The organism is Enterobacter cloacae complex sp. P6RS, assembly GCF_014982245.1.
Lineage (GTDB): Bacteria > Pseudomonadota > Gammaproteobacteria > Enterobacterales > Enterobacteriaceae > Enterobacter > Enterobacter bugandensis.
Genome location: NZ_JADCLB010000022.1, coordinates 37,749 through 55,260 on the forward strand (window position 1 = coordinate 37,749; position 17,512 = coordinate 55,260).

Annotated in this window: 16 protein-coding genes and 1 pseudogene; 13 read left to right on the forward strand and 4 right to left on the reverse strand. The window is 56.6% G+C overall.

All coding sequences use genetic code 11. The features are described from left to right. Window positions 1-64: 64 nt before the first annotated feature. The gene (locus INF73_RS16385; RefSeq protein ID WP_193542400.1) at window positions 65-1,126 is read left to right on the forward strand and encodes a YncE family protein; all 1,062 of its coding nucleotides are present in this window, start codon (window positions 65-67) and stop codon (window positions 1,124-1,126) included. Window positions 1,127-1,176: 50 nt separating this feature from the next. On the opposite strand, the gene ansP is transcribed toward INF73_RS16385, so the two are convergent. After that, on the reverse strand, window positions 1,177-2,673 hold the full coding sequence (gene ansP / locus INF73_RS16390; RefSeq protein WP_028013287.1) for an L-asparagine permease: 1,497 nt from the start codon (window positions 2,671-2,673) through the stop codon (window positions 1,177-1,179). 417 nt (window positions 2,674-3,090) lie between these two features. Between ansP and INF73_RS16395 the strand changes: the two genes are divergently transcribed. From INF73_RS16395 to INF73_RS16450, 11 genes and pseudogenes are all read left to right on the forward strand, one after another. After that, window positions 3,091-3,630, forward strand: coding sequence for an AAA family ATPase (locus tag INF73_RS16395; protein WP_193542398.1), 540 nt, complete (start codon window positions 3,091-3,093; stop codon window positions 3,628-3,630). A 110-nt stretch (window positions 3,631-3,740) separates the two neighbouring features. Continuing rightward, window positions 3,741-4,742, forward strand: coding sequence for an LLM class flavin-dependent oxidoreductase (locus INF73_RS16400; protein ID WP_193542396.1), 1,002 nt, complete (start codon window positions 3,741-3,743; stop codon window positions 4,740-4,742). Beyond that, window positions 4,739-5,860: an amidohydrolase gene (locus INF73_RS16405; RefSeq protein WP_193542393.1), complete on the forward strand. Its 1,122-nt coding sequence runs from the start codon at window positions 4,739-4,741 to the stop codon at window positions 5,858-5,860. The genes INF73_RS16400 and INF73_RS16405 overlap by 4 nt, the downstream gene beginning before the upstream one ends. Window positions 5,861-5,876: 16 nt before the next feature. After that, window positions 5,877-8,140 (forward strand): annotated as a pseudogene (locus tag INF73_RS22130) (NtaA/DmoA family FMN-dependent monooxygenase). A gap of 9 nt (window positions 8,141-8,149) precedes the next feature. Next, window positions 8,150-8,659 carry a GNAT family N-acetyltransferase gene (locus INF73_RS16420; protein ID WP_028013279.1) on the forward strand — a complete coding sequence of 170 codons (510 nt, stop codon included), beginning with the start codon at window positions 8,150-8,152 and terminating at the stop codon, window positions 8,657-8,659. A gap of 9 nt (window positions 8,660-8,668) precedes the next feature. Continuing rightward, window positions 8,669-9,595, forward strand: coding sequence for an amino acid ABC transporter permease (locus INF73_RS16425; protein ID WP_063437940.1), 927 nt, complete (start codon window positions 8,669-8,671; stop codon window positions 9,593-9,595). Further along, window positions 9,579-10,352, forward strand: coding sequence for an amino acid ABC transporter ATP-binding protein (locus tag INF73_RS16430; RefSeq protein ID WP_045260613.1), 774 nt, complete (start codon window positions 9,579-9,581; stop codon window positions 10,350-10,352). The genes INF73_RS16425 and INF73_RS16430 overlap by 17 nt, the downstream gene beginning before the upstream one ends. A gap of 9 nt (window positions 10,353-10,361) precedes the next feature. Continuing rightward, entirely contained in the window at window positions 10,362-11,249 is an 888-nt protein-coding gene (locus INF73_RS16435) for a transporter substrate-binding domain-containing protein (protein ID WP_193542387.1), read from the forward strand. A gap of 41 nt (window positions 11,250-11,290) precedes the next feature. Continuing rightward, window positions 11,291-11,908: a glutathione S-transferase family protein gene (locus INF73_RS16440; protein WP_041909801.1), complete on the forward strand. Its 618-nt coding sequence runs from the start codon at window positions 11,291-11,293 to the stop codon at window positions 11,906-11,908. A gap of 37 nt (window positions 11,909-11,945) precedes the next feature. Continuing rightward, entirely contained in the window at window positions 11,946-12,176 is a 231-nt protein-coding gene (gene pptA / locus INF73_RS16445; protein WP_028013275.1) for a tautomerase PptA, read from the forward strand. A gap of 192 nt (window positions 12,177-12,368) precedes the next feature. Further along, entirely contained in the window at window positions 12,369-13,370 is a 1,002-nt protein-coding gene (locus tag INF73_RS16450) for a Kdo(2)-lipid IV(A) acyltransferase (protein WP_193542385.1), read from the forward strand. A gap of 25 nt (window positions 13,371-13,395) precedes the next feature. Here the strand turns inward: INF73_RS16450 and INF73_RS16455 are convergent, their stop codons facing one another. Then, window positions 13,396-13,710 carry a helix-turn-helix transcriptional regulator gene (locus INF73_RS16455; RefSeq protein WP_041909805.1) on the reverse strand — a complete coding sequence of 105 codons (315 nt, stop codon included), beginning with the start codon at window positions 13,708-13,710 and terminating at the stop codon, window positions 13,396-13,398. A 160-nt stretch (window positions 13,711-13,870) separates the two neighbouring features. Here INF73_RS16455 and fusA point away from each other — a divergent pair, with 160 nt between their 5' ends. Next, window positions 13,871-15,970 carry an elongation factor G gene (gene fusA / locus INF73_RS16460; protein WP_193542384.1) on the forward strand — a complete coding sequence of 700 codons (2,100 nt, stop codon included), beginning with the start codon at window positions 13,871-13,873 and terminating at the stop codon, window positions 15,968-15,970. A 95-nt stretch (window positions 15,971-16,065) separates the two neighbouring features. Here the strand turns inward: fusA and INF73_RS16465 are convergent, their stop codons facing one another. Both INF73_RS16465 and INF73_RS16470 read right to left on the reverse strand, forming a co-directional pair. Continuing rightward, entirely contained in the window at window positions 16,066-16,545 is a 480-nt protein-coding gene (locus INF73_RS16465; protein WP_193542431.1) for a type VI secretion system tube protein TssD, read from the reverse strand. Between the two features lie 186 nt (window positions 16,546-16,731). After that, window positions 16,732-17,445 (reverse strand): hypothetical protein, encoded by a 714-nt coding sequence (locus tag INF73_RS16470; protein WP_193542382.1) that lies wholly within the window; start codon window positions 17,443-17,445, stop codon window positions 16,732-16,734. Window positions 17,446-17,512: the final 67 nt, after the last annotated feature.

Here is a 17,512-nt window from a genome sequence, read left to right on the forward strand (position 1 = left end):
GCCATGACGTTGCCAGCCGGAAGCGATGTCAGCAGTACCCCCAATTTTCAAAAAAGGAATTGTTATGTCTTTACGCCATCTGTGCTCGCCACGCCTGAGTACGTCTCTGCTGTCTGCCGCTTTACTGTTTGCCGGAACCTTCCAGGCGCATGCCGCCGAAGAGATGTTGCGTAAAGCGGTGGGTAAAGGTGCCTATGAAATGGCGGTCAGCCAGCAGGAGAACGCCCTGTGGGTTGCGACGTCGCAAAGCCGTAAACTCGACAAGGGTGGCGTCATCTATCGCCTCGATCCTGCCACGCTGGAGGTGACGCAGGCCATTCATAGCGATCTCAAACCGTTTGGCGCCACCCTCGACGGCGCGACGCAAACCCTGTGGCTGGGTAATACGATCAACGGCGCGGTGACGGCCATTGATGCGAAAACGGGCGACGTGAAAGGGCGACTGGTGCTTGATAGCCGCCAGCGCAGTGAAACCGTCAAGCCGCTGCAGCCGCGCCAGCTGGTGGCGGATGACGCGAGCAACACGATTTACATCACCGGTGTCGGCAAAGAGAGCGTGATTTGGGTTGTGGATGGCGCAACGCTGAAGCTGAAAGAGACCATTGCCAACACCGGCACATACAGTACCGGTCTGGCGCTGGATGCAAAGGCGAAACGCCTGTACACCACCAATGCAGACGGTGAGTTGGTCACCATTGATACCGCCACCAACAAAATCCTGAGCCGCAAAAAAGTGCAGGACGACGGAAAAGAGCACTTCTATCTGAACCTGAGCCTGGACACCGCCGGTCAGCGCGCGTTCCTGACCGATTCAAAACAGCCGGAAGTGCTGGCGGTGAGCCTGAAAGACGGCAGCGTGATCGAGAAAATCGCCGCGCCTGAATCCCTGGCCGTTCTGTTTAATCCGGCTGGCAATGAAGCCTACGTGACGCACCGTGAGGCCGGCAAGGTGAGCGTGATTGACGCGAAGACCTACAAAGTGACGAAAACGTTCGATACGCCGGTTTACCCGAACAGCCTGGCGCTCTCTGCGGATGGCAAAACGCTTTACGTGACGGTGAAGCAGAAATCTACCCGCCAGCAGGAAGCGACCCAGCCTGACGATGTGATTCGTATCGCGCTGTAATATAAAAAAGGGAAGGCATATGCCTTCCCTTTTTAATACCTGTGTGATGCTTAACGCGAGGTCTCTTCCACCAGCGGCGCGTCGTGTTTTTCATCGTCTGGATGAACCGGCGCGGTGCTGTGAATTTCGTGAACGCGCTTACGCACGCCGAACCAGCCAGCGATCAGCAGCACGGCCAGCAGCGGGATGGTGGCAATGGTATAGGTGCCGTTCGGGTAGTCGAACGCCATCAGCACCAGCACGCTGAACAGGAAGAGCAGGGTGAGCCAGGAGGTCACCGGCGCGCCCGGCAGCTTAAAGCTGATATCTGCGGCTTTGCCTTCTTTAATGGCTTTACGCAGACGCATCTGGCAGACCACGATAAAGGCCCAGGAAGCGATAATGCCGAGTGCGGCCACGTTCAGAACGATCTCAAAGACCTGAGACGGCACCAGATAGTTCAGGAATACGCCGAAGACGTACACCACCAGCGTGGCAAGAATGCCCGCGTAAGGCACGTGCTGCTTGCTCATCTTCGACATGAACTTCGGCGCTGAACCGCCCATCGACATGGAGCGCAGGATACGCCCGGTAGAGTAAAGACCGGAGTTCAGGCTGGAGAGCGCCGCCGTCAGCACCACGATGTTCATGATACTGCCCACGTAAGGCACGCCGAGCTTCGAGAAGAAGGTGACGAACGGGCTCTGGCCGGCCTGATAGGCGTTCCACGGCAGCAGCAGAACCAGCAGCACCACGGAGCCGACGTAGAACAGACCGATACGCCAGATCACGCTGTTAATGGCTTTTGGCACCATCGTTTGTGGGTCTTTACATTCGCCCGCAGCGGTACCGACCAGCTCAATAGAGGCAAAGGCAAACACCACGCCCTGAACCAGCACCAGCGCAGGCAGCAGACCGTGCGGGAAGAAACCGCCGTTATCGGTTATCAGGTGGAAGCCGGTAGCATTGCCATCCAGCGGCTTGCCGCTGCCGAGGAAGACGGTACCGACCACCAGGAAAATCACAATGGCGAGCACTTTGACCAGCGCAAACCAGAATTCCATCTCGGCGAACCACTTCACGCCGATCATGTTCATGGTGCCGACGATCGCCAGCGCGCCAAGGGCAAAGACCCACTGCGGCACATCACCGAACGCGCCCCAGTAGTGCATATACAGCGCAACGGCGGTGATATCGACGATACCGGTCATCGCCCAGTTGACGAAGTACATCCAGCCTGCCACATAGGCGGCTTTTTCACCGAGGAATTCTCGGGCGTAAGAGACGAAGCTTCCGCTGGAAGGGCGATGCAGTACCAGTTCACCCAGCGCGCGAAGAATGAAGAAAGAGAAGATCCCGCACACCAGATAGACCAGGGCGAGAGCCGGACCCGCCATCTGCAGACGCGCGCCAGCACCTAAAAATAGACCCGTTCCGATAGCGCCGCCGATGGCGATCATTTGAACCTGACGGTTGCCCATCGCTTTGTGGTAGCCCTCTTCGTGGGAGTTCAACCAGCGACGTTTCGCAGCGTGATGATCGGCTGCGCTTTTATTGCTTGTTTTCATTGAGTTACCTGTTTGCCTGTCTGAACCATTATCGTGATAGTCCTGCCTGGCAGAGCGCAATACAAACGATTGCTTCTGCGCAAACACATGTCGCCTTCCCAGTCATTCTGCGTATGGATAAGGCGAAACATGGCGAGGCATCCTACCTGCAATTGATAAGCGACGCAAAATATAACCGTGCCGAAAGTGATGCACGTCGAAGGAAATCGTGTGGTCAGAGCAGACAAGGTTTACAACGCGCTGAATCGTGGTGGTTTTTTAGTCAAAACAATTATTGAAGTGCTGCTTTAATCATCAGAATATCTTAATAATTGCATAGGGGGAGGGCGTCAGGCTGCTGCGCTTCACTGGCGTTTCATTAACAAAACTAAAACGCTATGATGCAATCCGTTTTCTTCAGCATGTCCAGGCGGAACGGTGAAAATCAATATCATTGGTACCAGCGGGAGCGGAAAAAGTACGCTTGCCCGACGCATCGCGGCGGAACTGGCGCTTCCCTACATTGAGATGGACAGGCTTTACTGGCGGCCCGACTGGCAGGGAACGCCCGATGAGGAATTACTTGCAACGCTGGCGAATACCCTTGACGCCACGCCTGGCTGGGTGCTCGACGGTAACTACAACCGCACGCGCCCGGTGAAGTGGCGTGATGTGGATATGGTCGTGTGGGTCGACTGCGGGTTCACCCGCACGCTCCGGCAGGCGGTCACGCGTGCATTCAAACGCGCATGGCACCAGCAGGAGCTGTGGCCCGGCACAGGAAACCGCGAAAGCTTCCGCCGCTCATTTTTCAGCCGGGAGTCAATCATTATCTGGACGATCAAAACCTGGCGCAGTAACCGCGAGCGCTATGAAGCAGATATGCAAAATCCTCAGTATGCCCATATTCAGTTTGTCCGCATTACCTCCCGGCCGCAGGCCGACGCGCTCATTTCAACGCTAAAATCACACCGTTAGCAGGGCTATGCTTTTCTGATTTCCGGCAAACCAAATGTAAATTAATTGTTTCTCAGTGGTGAAATACGCCTTTAATAATGTCGACATGTTAAGTCAAACGAGAACGCAACATGTCATGGCGAATCAGCATTCTGGATAAAAGCCCCATCGCTGAAAACGAAACGGCTGCCGATGCGCTGGCGCGGACGTTAGCGCTGGCGCAACAGGCAGAAAATCTGGGCTATCACCGCTTCTGGATTGCCGAACACCACAATACCCCGCAACTCGCCAGCCCCTCGCCGGAACTGCTGATTGCCTGGATCCTCGGGCAAACGAAACGCATCCGCGTGGGCTCTGGCGGCGTCATGCTTCAACACTATAGCCCCTACAAAGTCGCTGAAAATTTTAACGTTCTGGCCGCGCTGGCGCCCGGTCGCGTGGATCTGGGCGTCGGGAAAGCCCCCGGCGGTTTGCCGCTCTCAACCCGCGCGCTTCAGCAGGGCCTGAATCAGCAGGAAAAGGGCAGCTTTGCCGAACAGCTGACCCAGCTCGATCGCTGGATCCGCCCTGAAAACCAGTTGGCGGAAGAGGCCGTTCGCGCCACGCCGTTGCCGCCGGTCCCTGCACAAGGTTTCCTGCTGGGGGCCAGCACCGAAAGCGCGCTGCTCGCCGCATCGCTCGACTGGCACTTCGTCTTTGCCGCGCACCTGAACGGCGATCCGGACCTGCTGCGCGAGGTGGTATCGACCTGGCGTGAGAACAGCGCGCGGGACGTGATAGTGGCGGTGCAGGCGATTGTCGCGCCGACCCAGGCCGAAGCGGACGCGCTGGCGCAGAAGGTCGAAGTGTGGGGCGTTGAGCTGGCAAACGGCCAGCGCGTAACCGTTGCAAGCGAGGAGCAGGCCTACGCCTTTGCCCGTCAGGCGGGGAGCGAGCCGGTGCGTATTGCCCGTCGGGCCCAGTCGCTGTTGGCGGGCACAGCTGAGTCGGTGCTGGAACAGCTTAACGCGCTGCACGAACAATGGGGCATTGACGAATTTATCATCGACACGCCGGTCGCGGAGGGGGCAACGCGCGTCGCGTCGCTGCGCCTGCTTGCCGAGGCGCGTCTTAACAAGGAGGTCACCGTATGAGTTTTGGCGAACAGCTGATTGCCTGGCGCCGCGAGCTGCACCAGAACCCGGAGCTGTCCGGCCAGGAGGTCGAAACGACCGCGCGCCTGCGCCAGTGGCTGACGAATGCCGGGATCACCCCACAGCCTTACGATCTGCCGACCGGGCTGGTGGCGGAAATCGGAACCGGTAGCAAGCTGATTGCGCTGCGGGCAGACATTGATGCCCTGCCGATAGAGGAGCGCAGCGGCGTGCCGTTTAGCTCGCAGCATGCAGGCGTGATGCACGCCTGCGGACACGATATCCACACCAGCGTGATCCTCGGCGCCGCGTTAAAGCTCAAAGAGCGGGAAGCCTCGCTTAACGGCCGGGTGCGTATCCTGTTTCAACCTGCCGAAGAGAACTTTGGCGGGGCGAAGAGCATGGTGCGTGCCGGTGCCCTACGTGACGTCAGCGCCATTTTCGGCATGCACAACGAGCCCGGCCTGCCGGTCGGTGAGTTCGCCACCCGCGGCGGACCGTTTTATGCCAACGTCGATCGCTTCGTGATCCGCATCACCGGCAAGGGCGCACATGCGGCCCGCCCGCACGAAGGCAACGACGCCATTGTGCTGGCGAGCCAGCTGGTGACGGCGCTGCAAAGCGTCGCCAGCCGCAACGTCAATACGCTGGACTCGGTGGTGCTGAGCGTGACGCGCATCGCAGGCGGCAACACCTGGAACGTGCTGCCGGAAAGCGTCGAGCTGGAAGGCACGCTTCGCACCCACCGCACGGAAGTGCAGCAGAATGTGAAAGCCCGCGTGGGTGAAATTGCCGCCGGGTTTGCCAGCGCCTTCAGCGCGCAGATTGACATCACCTGGTATGCCGGGCCTACCGCGCTGGTGAATGACGAACGCTGGGCCGACTTCGCCACCTCGGTCGCGCGTGAGGCCGGTTATGAAACCCGGCACGCGGAACTGCATATGGGCGGGGAAGATTTTGCGGTCTACCTGCAGTCTGTTCCCGGCGCGTTTGTCAGCATCGGCAGCAACAGCCCGTATGGTTTACATCACCCGGCGTTTAATCCTGACGAAGCCCTGATTGAGCCCGCAGCCCGCTATTTTGCACAGCTGGCGGAAAAAGCCCTGCAACACGTTTAATTCTGGAGAGGTAAATATGTCTGCACATCGTCAACTGCGGCTTGGGACCATCTTGCATGGTGCATCGGGCAATATGTCCGCCTGGCGTCATCCGGCGGCGGTCGCGGATGCCAGCATTAATTTTGAATTTGTAAAAGAGACGGCGTTAAAAGCGGAGGAGGGCAAACTCGATTTTTTATTCGTTGCCGACGGTCTTTATATAAATGAGAAATCCATTCCGCATTTTTTAAACCGCTTTGAGCCGTTAACGGTATTATCCGCGCTGGCAAGCATCACCACGCGTCTGGGGCTGGTGGGAACGTTATCCACCTCCTACAGCGAACCTTTTACCACGGCGCGCCAGTTCGCCAGCCTCGATCATCTGAGCAACGGACGTGCGGGCTGGAACGTGGTGACTTCGCCGCTGGAAGGGTCGGCAAAGAACTTCTCTCGCGAAAAACACCCCGAGCATGCGCTGCGCTATCGCATTGCGGATGAGTATCTCGACGTGGTGAAAGGGCTGTGGGACTCCTGGGAAGGCGACGCGTTTATCCGCAACAAAGAGAGCGGTCAGTTTTTTGACCCAGCCAGGCTGCATACGCTCGATCACCACGGTGACTTCTTCCAGGTCGCCGGTCCGCTGAATATTGGTCGCACCCCGCAAGGGCGTCCGATTGTTTTTCAGGCGGGCGCGTCGGACGACGGGAAAAAGCTGGCGGCAAAACATGCCGACGCCATTTTCACTCATCACGAAACGCTCGACGAGGCAAAAGCGTTTTACCGCGACGTGAAGCAGCAGCTGGAAACAAACGGCCGCCGCGCGTCAGATTTACATATCTTCCAGGGCGTCAGCGTGATTGTGGGTAAAGACGCCGATGACGTGGAAAACCAGTATCAAACCACGGCGGCGCTGGTGTCGGTTACCGATGCCCTCAATTACCTCGGGCGTTATTTTGAACATCACGATTTCAGCCAGTATCCGCTCGACGAGCCGTTCCCGGATATCGGTGACTTAGGCAAAAACAGCTTCCGCAGCACCACCGATGAAATTAAGCGAAATGCCCGCGAGCGCAGCTTAACCCTGCGCCAGGTGGCGCTTGAGGCCGCATCGCCGCGCCCGCGCTTTTCCGGCACGCCGGAGGAGGTCGCCGACGGTCTGAAGGCCTGGTTTGAAGGCTATGCCGCAGACGGCTTCATCATCCAGGGCGGTACGCCGGATACCTTTCCGCGCTTTGTTGACCAGGTGGTGCCCGTTTTACAGGCTCGCGGCCTGTTCCGCACCGACTACCCGGGAACCACGCTGCGCGAAAGCCTTGGCTTAGACCAACCGAAAAACCAGTTCACACAACAATAAAAGAGAACTCCGCTATGCAGAAATCATCGCTTGTTCTGGCGCTCGCGCTGGCCTTTACCCCTGCCGTCTGGGCAGAGAATGTGAATATTAACGGCACCGGCGTAAGCATCGAGGCCAATAAAACGCCGATTAACACCGCGAAAAATAGCGAGGCGGTGGCGCAGCTGCCGAAAGACTATCGCTTTGCCGTGCCGGGGAAATTTACCGTGGCGGTGGCCGCGCTTAACTCGCCGCCGCTGACGGTCTTCTCCGATGACAACAAAACGCTGCTGGGAAGTGAAGTGGATGTAGCTCGTCTGGTGGCCGACAGCCTCGGGCTGGAGCTGAACGTGGTGCCCACCTCCTGGGAAGACTGGCCGCTGGGCGTCGCCTCCGGGAAATACGATGCCGCTATCAGCAACATCACCGTCACCAAAGAGCGCAAACAGAAGTTTGATTTTGCCACCTACCGCAAGGACTCCCTCGGCTTCTACGTGAAATCGACCAGCCCGATCGAATCGCTTCAGAAGGCTGAGGACATCGCCGGGCTGCGGATTATCGTTGGTTCCGGGACCAATCAGGAGGCCATCCTGCTGGCGTGGAATGCTGAAAACCTGAAGAAGGGGCTGAAACCGTTTACCCCGATCTATACCAAAGACGATGCGGCGCAAACGCTGGCGCTCCAGTCCGGGCGCGCGGATGCCTACTTTGGCCCGAACGTAATTGGCGCATGGAAAGCGGCGCTGAACGGGAAAACTAAACTGGTCGGCAGCGTCGACGGCGGCTGGCCGAAGGCGGCGCACATTGCGGTGACGCTGAAGAAAGGCAGCGGGCTGGTTGAGCCGGTGCAGACCGCGCTGAACGGCGTCATCAAAAACGGCGATTACGACAAAGTGCTGAACCGCTGGGGGGAAGGCGTTGAGCGTATTCCGCAGTCAGAAGTGAATCCTGATGGCCTGGGTGATTAAGGAGGCGCTATGCGTGAACAATTTCGTGACGTTTCACCGGAAGATGCCGAACTTCAGCCCATTATCGAGGGGCTGTTCGGTGAATATGCCGCCCGCTACGGTGACTACTTCTCTAAAGACGCGGAAGTGGAACTCACCGAGTGGTATTTAGCGCCGCAGGGGCTGTTTATCGTTCTGGAGCGTGACGGAAAAATCATCGCCACCGGTGCGTACAAACCCTTCGACGAACGCACCGCGGAAATCAAGCGCATCTGGACGGACAAAACCCTGCGTCAGCAGGGGCTTGCCGGGCGCGTGGTGCAGGAGCTGGAGCGCAGGGCGGTGCTGGCAGGGTACAGCCAGATCTACCTGACAACCGGTTTCCGTCAGCCGGAGGCGGTCAGGCTCTATCTCAGCCAGGGCTACCAGCCACAGTTTGATCTGAACCGCGACCCGGAAGAGTATAGCCAGCCGCCGTTTGATGGTCGGCTGCGCTTCACTAAAACGCTGGTACGCGAAGCGTTCAGTAAAACCGCATGAGGAACGACGATGAGCAACGTTGAAACCATTAAGGTGGTCCCGGCGCGTTATCCGCTGCGGACCGTCGGCGCCGCGGTGGCGCTGTTTGTGCTGGCGGTCGTGATCCAGTCCGTCGCTTTCAACCCGCGCTGGGAGTGGGCGGTGTTTGCCCGCTGGTTCTTCGACCCGGTTATTCTCGAAGGCGTAGGGCAGACTCTGCTGCTTACCCTGATCGGTACCGCGCTGAGCGTGGTGTTGGGCGGCATGCTGGCGCTGGCGAGACTCTCCTCGTCATGGCTGCTGAGCAGCCTGGCGTGGGGCTATATCTGGCTGTTTCGCTCGCTGCCGCTGATCGTGGTGCTGATCATTCTCTACAACTTTTCCTATCTCTACGACACGCTCTCCCTCGGCGTGCCGTTCACCAGCATTAGCTGGGGCAGCTTTGAGACCATTAACGTGCTCGGGCAGTTCTCCACCGCCGTGGTGGGGCTAACGCTGGTGCAGAGCGCCTATACCGCCGAGATCATTCGCGGTGGATTCCTCGGCGTCGATCACGGCCAGTATGAAGCGGCCGCCGCGCTTGGCCTGCCGGCCTGGCGACGTACGGTGCGGATAATCCTGCCTCAGGCGTTGCGCACCATTCTGCCGTCCGGGTTCAATGAAATTATCAGCCTCGCCAAGGGAACGGCGATGGTCTACGTCCTGGCAATGCCGGAGCTGTTCTATACCATCCAGATGATCTACAACCGTACCCAGGAGGTGATCCCGTTGCTGATGGTCGGTGCCGCCTGGTATCTGGTGATTACCACCGTTTTGTCGGCCATTCAGTACGGTGTTGAACGCGCACTCGCCCGCAGCGAACGCCGCTCTGCGGTTAATCAGAACCGTGCCGCCCGTCGCACCCGTTCCGTCACCACCACGCCAGCACAGGAGCCTATCCATGCAAGCCTCTCCTGAAGGACATATCTCGATTACCGGCGTCAGCAAGTATTTTGGTCGCCATAAGGCGCTCGACAACGTTTCGCTTGAGATCCCGCCCGGTTCCGTGACGGTCATTCTCGGGCCCTCGGGCTCGGGCAAATCGACGCTGCTGCGCACCATTAACCACCTGGAGCGCGTCGACGAAGGCTTTATTCAGATCGACGGGGACTACATTGGCTACCGTCGTCAGGGCGACAAGCTCTATGAGCTGAAGGAGAAAGAGATCCTCAGGCAGCGCGTCAACGTGGGCTATGTGTTTCAGAACTTCAATCTCTTTCCTCACCTCACGGTGCTGGAAAACCTGATTGAGGCGCCCATCGCGCATAAGAAGCTCAGCAAAAAAGAGGCGGTGGAACGAGCGTACAGCCTGCTGGACGTGGTTGGGCTGCGGGATAAGGCCGATGCCTGGTCTCGCCATCTCTCCGGCGGGCAGCAGCAGCGCATTGCGATTGCCCGCGCGCTGGCGTTACGTCCCCGCGTGATGCTGTTTGATGAACCTACCTCGGCGCTGGATCCGGAGCTGGTCGGCGAAGTGCTGGACGTGATCAAAAAGCTCGCCCGGTCCGGCACCACGCTGGTGGTGGTCACCCACGAGATCGGCTTTGCCCGCGAGGTGGCGGATCAGGTGGTGTTTATGGTCGACGGGAAAATCGTGGAGCAGGGCAGCAGCGACGCGGTATTGAACCGTCCGTCGCACGCGCGAACGCGCCAGTTCCTGTCAAAAGTGCTGTAAGGAGCGCAGATGAAATACGGACTTCTGGCGGGGCTGGTCTTCACAACGGCAAGCCACGCCAGCATCGATCTGAAAGCCAACGAGCAGCCGCTGCCGGTGACGGTGGATCGGCAGGCCGTGGCGAAGATCCCCGCCGGTTATAAATTCGTTGAGCCGGGTACGCTGACGGTCGCTGTCTCGATGCTGAACTCCCCGCCGCTGGCGCTGCTGGCCAGCGATAACCGCACGCGAATTGGCAGCGACCCGGATATCGCCCGCCTGCTGGCGGGCAGCCTGGGGCTGAAGCTAAAGCTGGTGCCAACGGCGTGGGAAGACTGGCCGCTGGGCATCGCCTCCGGGCGCTACGACGTGGCGCTGGTGAACATTGCGGTGACCGAACAGCGTAAAGAGAAGTTTGATTTTGCGACCTACCGCGTCGATTCGTTGGCGTTTTCGGTGAAGTCCACCAGCGAGATTCAATCAATCAAAAGCGCGGAAGAACTGGCCGGAAAAAAGGTGATTGTCGGCTCGGGCACCAATCAGGAGCGTATCCTGCTGGGCTGGAACGAAGAGAATAAAAAGGCGGGGCGAGCGCCTGCGCTGCCGGTCTATCTCCACGACGATGCCTCGGGCAATCTCTATATCCAGTCCGGCAGGGCGGACGTGTTCTTTGGCCCTCAGTCGGTTTCAGCTTACAAAGCGGCGCTCACCGGCAAAACCCGCGTGGTCGGTTTAGGTCCGAAAAAAGCTTATGTCGCCACCACGACCAAAAAAGGCAATGGGCTGGTGTACGCGTTGCAGGCGGCACTGGACGGGGCGATCAAGCGCGGCGATTACCAGAAGGTGCTGGCGCGCTGGGGCGAACAGGGCGAAGCGGTGGCGCAAGCGGAGGTCAACCCGCCTGGGATAACCTACTAATGGTGCTCTACACTTAGGATTTTCACTCCTGAGGGGGCAACATGATGAAACTCTATGGCGTACCCGGCTGGGGCTCGGCAATCAGTGAAGTGATGCTGACCCTGGCCGATATCCCTTATCAATTTGTGAACGTTGACGGGTTTGACCAGCCCGGCCCGCAGCGTGAACTGCTGCAAAAACTCAACCCGCTGTGCCAGGTGCCCACGCTGGAGCTGGAAAATGGCGCCATCATGACCGAAACGGCGGCGATTGCTCTGATGGTGCTCGACCGTTGTCCCGATCTCGCCCCGCCCGTGGGGCAGGCCGAGCGTCAGCAGTTTCAGCGTCTGCTTATCTGGTTCGTGGCGAACGTCTATCCCACCTTTACCTATGCCGATTATCCCGAACGCTGGGTGCCTGATGCGCCGGAACAGCTGCAGAAAAACTGCATTGAGTACCGGAAATCCCTCTATCTGTGGTTTGAAAATCAGCTTAAGGCCGCGCCGTTTGCGCTGGGTGAACGGCTGACGCTGCTGGATGTGTATATTGCGGTGGCGCGCACCTGGGGGCCTCGCCATGAGTGGTTTGCGACAAATACGCCGAAGCTTACGGCGATTGCGGATACCGTGTGTCAGCTGCCGGAACTGCACAAGGTGTTAAAGGCAAACAACATTATCTGATAACGTGGATTGCTCACACATAACAGGAAGCCTGCATATGCCACACGTAGATATCAAATGTTTTCCCCGCGATCTTAACGACGAGCAAAAAACCGCGCTGGCGGCAGATATCGCCGAGGTGATAATTCGCCATTTCAACAGCAAAGACGGTTCAGTATCGGTGGCGCTGAACCAGGTAAACCCGGAAGACTGGAAAGCACAGGTCTGGGATACCGAAATCGGGCCGAAGCTGGACGAGTTGATTAAAAAGCCGGGGTATTCAATGTAATCTTTCGCCGGGTGAGGTCATCGTCTTACCCGGTTTCTCCTGCCGCTTACGCCTTCTTTTCGCAAAAAACGATAAAAATAAGTTTTATCTGATCCGTTACACTTAACGTTCACGACCGACATTTAATCAATCCTTAGGAAAGATCGACAACAGAATCAATTAAGGACAGTCACATTAAAGGATAATTTTCTCATGACAAAATTACCCCGGTTTTCACCTGCTTTTTTCCACCCGCGATACTGGCTAAGCTGGACAGGCATCGTCGCCCTGTGGCTCATCATGCTGCTGCCTTACCCGCTGTTGTTCAGACTCGGACACGTTCTGGGCCGGTTAGCCATGCGCCTTCTACCGCGCCGTGTCGAGATTGCCCGCCGTAATCTGGAACTGTGCTTCCCGCAGATGGAAGCAGAAGCGCGTGAATCTTTGCTGCAGCGAAATTTTGAATCCGTGGGAATGGGGGTAATCGAAACCGGCATGGCGTGGTTCTGGCCTGAATGGCGGGTGCGTAAATGCTTTACCGTGCGCGGTTACGAACATATGGAGCAGGCCAGGGCGCAGGGAAAGGGCGTGGTGCTGGTTGGCATGCATTTTCTGACGCTTGAGCTGGGCGCGCGGATATTTGGCATGCTTAACCCCGGTATTGGGGTTTATCGTCCCAACAATAATGCGCTCCTGGACTGGCTACAAACGCGCGGTCGTCTGCGTTCGAATAAAACCATGCTGGATCGTCATGATTTAAAAGGCATGATCCGCGCCCTGAAGCAGAATGAAATTCTCTGGTACGCGCCGGATCATGACTATGGCAAAGCCAACAGCGTGTTTGCGCCATTCTTCGCCGTCCCGGATGCCGCCACGACGGCGGGCAGCTATATGCTGGTCAAAAGCGCTAAGCCTGCCGTTATTCCGTTTGTGCCGCGCCGCAGAGAGGACGGTACAGGGTACGAGCTGATTATTCTTGAAGATATCAGCGCGTCATTGCAGGGTGCGGATAAAGAGTCTGTCGCAACCCAGATGAACCGGGCGATCGAGCGCGCGGTGCTGATGGCGCCGGAGCAGTATATGTGGCTGCACCGTCGATTCAAGACGCGTCCAGATGGCGTGCCGGACAGATATGCCCGTAAAAAAATCTCCGCGCCCCCTCGGGCTGGCTTAACCGACGATGAATTCTCGCAGCAGTCGGGCATGCAGCACTAAAACGCCACGCAAAAGGCTGCTGGAGCTAGTTTCCGGCAGCGCTTTTGGCCTTTAGCAGTATTTCCATCAGCCCGGGAAAACGGGCATCCAGATCCTCCCGACGCAGTGAAATCATATTTTCTCGTCCCTGCGGACGCTGCCAGATGACCCCACTGTCGCGCAACACGCGCCAGTGGTGGGTCATCGTGGACTTCACCACGTCCTCCGGGCGCAGCGCGTTACAGCTGAGTTCGCTGCCGTCGGCGAGCCGGCGAATAATCGATAGCCGGAGCGGGTTGCCGAGGGCAAACAGCACATTTTCCAGCAGTATTTGTTCAGTTTCAGGGTGGTTAGGGATCATCGTTTTCCTGCGCGTGAAGTCAGATTGAGCTATATCAACAATAGGTCAACCCTTAAAAAATAGTTCGATAATACTCGTACAATAGGACTATTATAGCAAACGAACCAATGCACGACCATCCCGGTCGTCACAAACACGTCATAGTGACTAAGGAAATATCATGCCCCGACCCATTCCTCTCGAACGTTATCGCAACATCGGTATCTCCGCGCATATCGATGCCGGTAAAACCACCACCACTGAGCGCATCCTGTTTTATACCGGGATGAGCCACAAGCTGGGTGAAGTACACGATGGCGCGGCAACCACCGACTGGATGGCGCAGGAGCAAGAGCGCGGGATCACCATTACGTCCGCGGCGGTCAGCTGCTTCTGGCCAGGCATGGACAGAGGCTTTGAGCCGCACCGGATCAACATCATCGACACCCCGGGGCACGTGGACTTCACCATTGAGGTGGAGCGTTCCATGCGCGTGCTCGACGGCGCGGTGATGGTGTATGACTCCGTGGGTGGCGTGCAGCCGCAGTCGGAAACCGTCTGGCGTCAGGCCAATAAATATCACGTACCGCGTCTGGCCTTCGTCAACAAAATGGACCGTCCGGGTGCCGATTTCTTCCGCGTCGTGCGGATGATGCAGGAGCGCCTGAAGGCCAATCCGGTGCCGATTGTCATCCCGGTGGGTGCCGAAGATCATTTCACCGGCGTGGTGGATCTCATCAAGATGCGCACCATTCTGTGGGACGATGCGACGCAGGGTATGGTGTTTACCTATGCCCCCGTGCCGGACGATTTAGTCAGTACCGCCCAGGAGTGGCGGGAAAAAATGGTCTCCGCGGCAGCGGAAGCCAGCGATGCACTGATGGACAAATACCTGGAAACGGGCGACCTGACGGAGGCGGAAATTATCCAGGGGCTGCGCATTCGCACCATCTCGGGCGAAATCCAGCCGATGCTGTGCGGCAGCGCCTTTAAAAATAAAGGCGTACAGCGCATGCTCGATGCGGTCATCGAGCTCATGCCATCGCCGCTGGACGTGCCGGCCATTGATGGCGTGGATGAAAAAGGACAGCACGCGGAGCGTCATCCGAGTGATGATGAGCCGTTCTCGGCGCTGGCGTTCAAGCTGATGAGCGATCCGTACGTCGGGCAGCTGACCTTTATCCGCGTCTACTCTGGCGTGCTGCGCAAAGGCGACGCGGTCTATAACCCGGTGAAAGAGAAGAAAGAGCGCATCGGGCGCATCGTGCTGATGCATGCCAACGATCGCCATGAGGTGGATGAACTGCGCGCCGGGGATATCGCGGCCTGTGTCGGGTTAAAAGACGTGACCACCGGTGACACGCTCACCGATCCGAACGCCGTCATTACGCTTGAGCGCATGGAGTTCCCGGATCCGGTGATCTCGCTGGCGATTGAGCCGAAAACCAAAGGCGATCAGGAGAAAATGGGCATTGCGCTGCAGCGTCTGGCGGCGGAAGACCCGTCTTTCCGCCTGCACACTGACGAGGAGTCCGGTCAGACGATTATCTCCGGGATGGGTGAGCTACACCTCGAGATTATCGTCGACCGCATGAAGCGTGAGTTTGGCGTCGAGGCGAACATTGGTCGTCCGCAGGTAACCTACCGGGAAACCCTGCGCAAGGCGGTGAAGGATATTGAAGGGAAATTTGTCCGACAGTCCGGCGGGAAAGGGCAGTACGGTCATGTGGTCCTTAGCCTGGAGCCGCTGGAGCCCGGAAGTGGCTTTGTATTTGAAGATGCCACCAAGGGCGGCGTGGTACCGCGCGAGTATATCCCGTCCGTGGAGAAAGGGCTGCGGGAAGCGATGAACAGCGGCGTGCTGGCGGGCTATCCGGTGGTCGACGTCAAAGCGACGCTGACGTTTGGCTCCTACCACGACGTCGACTCCTCGGAGATGGCGTTCCGCATGGCGGCGATCCTCGGCTTCAAGGAGGGCGCTCGCAGGGCGGATCCGGTGATCCTTGAGCCGATCATGCACGTGGAGGTGGAAACGCCGGAAGAGTACGCCGGTAACATCATGGGCGATCTCTCTTCCCGACGCGGCATGGTGCAGGGAATGGCGGAGCAGTACGGAAGCCAGATTATCCGCGCCGATGTGCCGCTGGCCGAGATGTTTGGCTACGCCACGACGCTGCGTTCGATGTCCCAGGGACGCGCGACGTATACGATGGAGTTCCACCATTTTGCAGAGGCACCGCGAAATGTGGCGGATGAGATTATTGCGAAGCGTGCGAAGTAGTTAATTAATTGCACATGGTAGTCGGTGGGCTACCATGTGCTTTTTAATACCAGGCGGAAGAAATAGGACGCTGTCATTGAGGCAGTGCCAATAGCTTATGCTACCACTCTATGGTTCCAGCTATCTTTGTAAACGATATTACCTTCACAGTGCTTCCAGGTAATACTTTCATATCGAAGAAGAACTGTTTCCAGGTGGGTGCCGGAGCCTACGCCAGGGTATAAATCAGGTGTTATTGACGTGATTTTAACATTCTCAAGTAGAATGTTAAAATACTCGATTTCTACTCCTGCTTCGTTAATCATGTACATTTTTATCATTGCTGATTTGAGCGTGACCCCGGTTGTTAAAGCTTTGTATAAAAGAGGCGTTACCCGATCGAACTCTTTCTGAAACATAATCGGTGCGTGAATTCGTGTACCCGTCAGGCGACCTGTATTGCTATCGGCTGGAATATTGACATTATGAGTGAGTGATTTTAGCTCAATAGCCCCAAAACGTCTGGAGACCAGCGATGATCCCGTCATGGGTGAACCATTTTCATCCGTTAACCACATATAAGCTGGATTAGACATAGTAGATCCTTTTATTTCATTTTCGTTATGCGTGAAGTTAATCGAGGGAATAACCAAACCAGAATGAAGATTGTAAGCAATGTCAATAACAAGCAATGCTCCGGAAAAAGATGAAGCCATAGCAAGCCAAAACCAATGACAAGCGCAGGGAAGACTACGCTTTCTAATAACAGTCTGATTAGGTTCTTAAACATTTAAATCCCTTTCTATAAAATCGGCTAATTCATCCAGATTTGAAAAGGAATTCAATTTTATTCTTTCAAATAATTTTGAAAGAATGGGTTCGCAAAAATAATAGAGCATCTCCAGTTTCGCCTGGTACAGAATCCAGTAATAATCGGAGTTAATCGCTTTCAAATGGCGGGCAGCGAGTGCGCATTTTTGTTGAATGCCATAAAATTGAAGGACGAAGATCCCTTGTGGCAATTTGGCAGACAGGCGTTCAACAACAAGTTTGGACATAAGGCTGGAGTGAGAAAGCATGATCGAGGCGGCAGTAGCAAACGCATAGCGTGTAGCTCCCGCTACGTTTATGTGAGAGCTGAATTCTGCAATTCTTTTTGTGAGTTTACGGGCTGAACCTTCTGGGTTGCCATCCTTTACGTCATCACATACGGTTTTCAGGTACAGATAAAATACGTGAGCAATAACATCGGCGTGTTTGAATATCGACTCTATTGAGTAAAGCGTTCTGATTTCTTCAGCTTGTAACTCCTGACAGATATCATTGTACCTGGGAATAAAACATGAAGAATACCAACTGACTCGCTCAATACCGGAATATATGTCGGATGCAACTCCTTTTGCTGACTGCAAAATGCCGCCAATTGCGTTCTCCATAGTGAGGGCCAAATGGTGGTCACTCTGAAATTTTATCCTTAAATAATCAGATGCTGTCATGATGTAAGGCCCTTTGTAAGCTTTATATTTACGTCATTAGTTCTAAAACATAGCGAGTTTCCTCTTT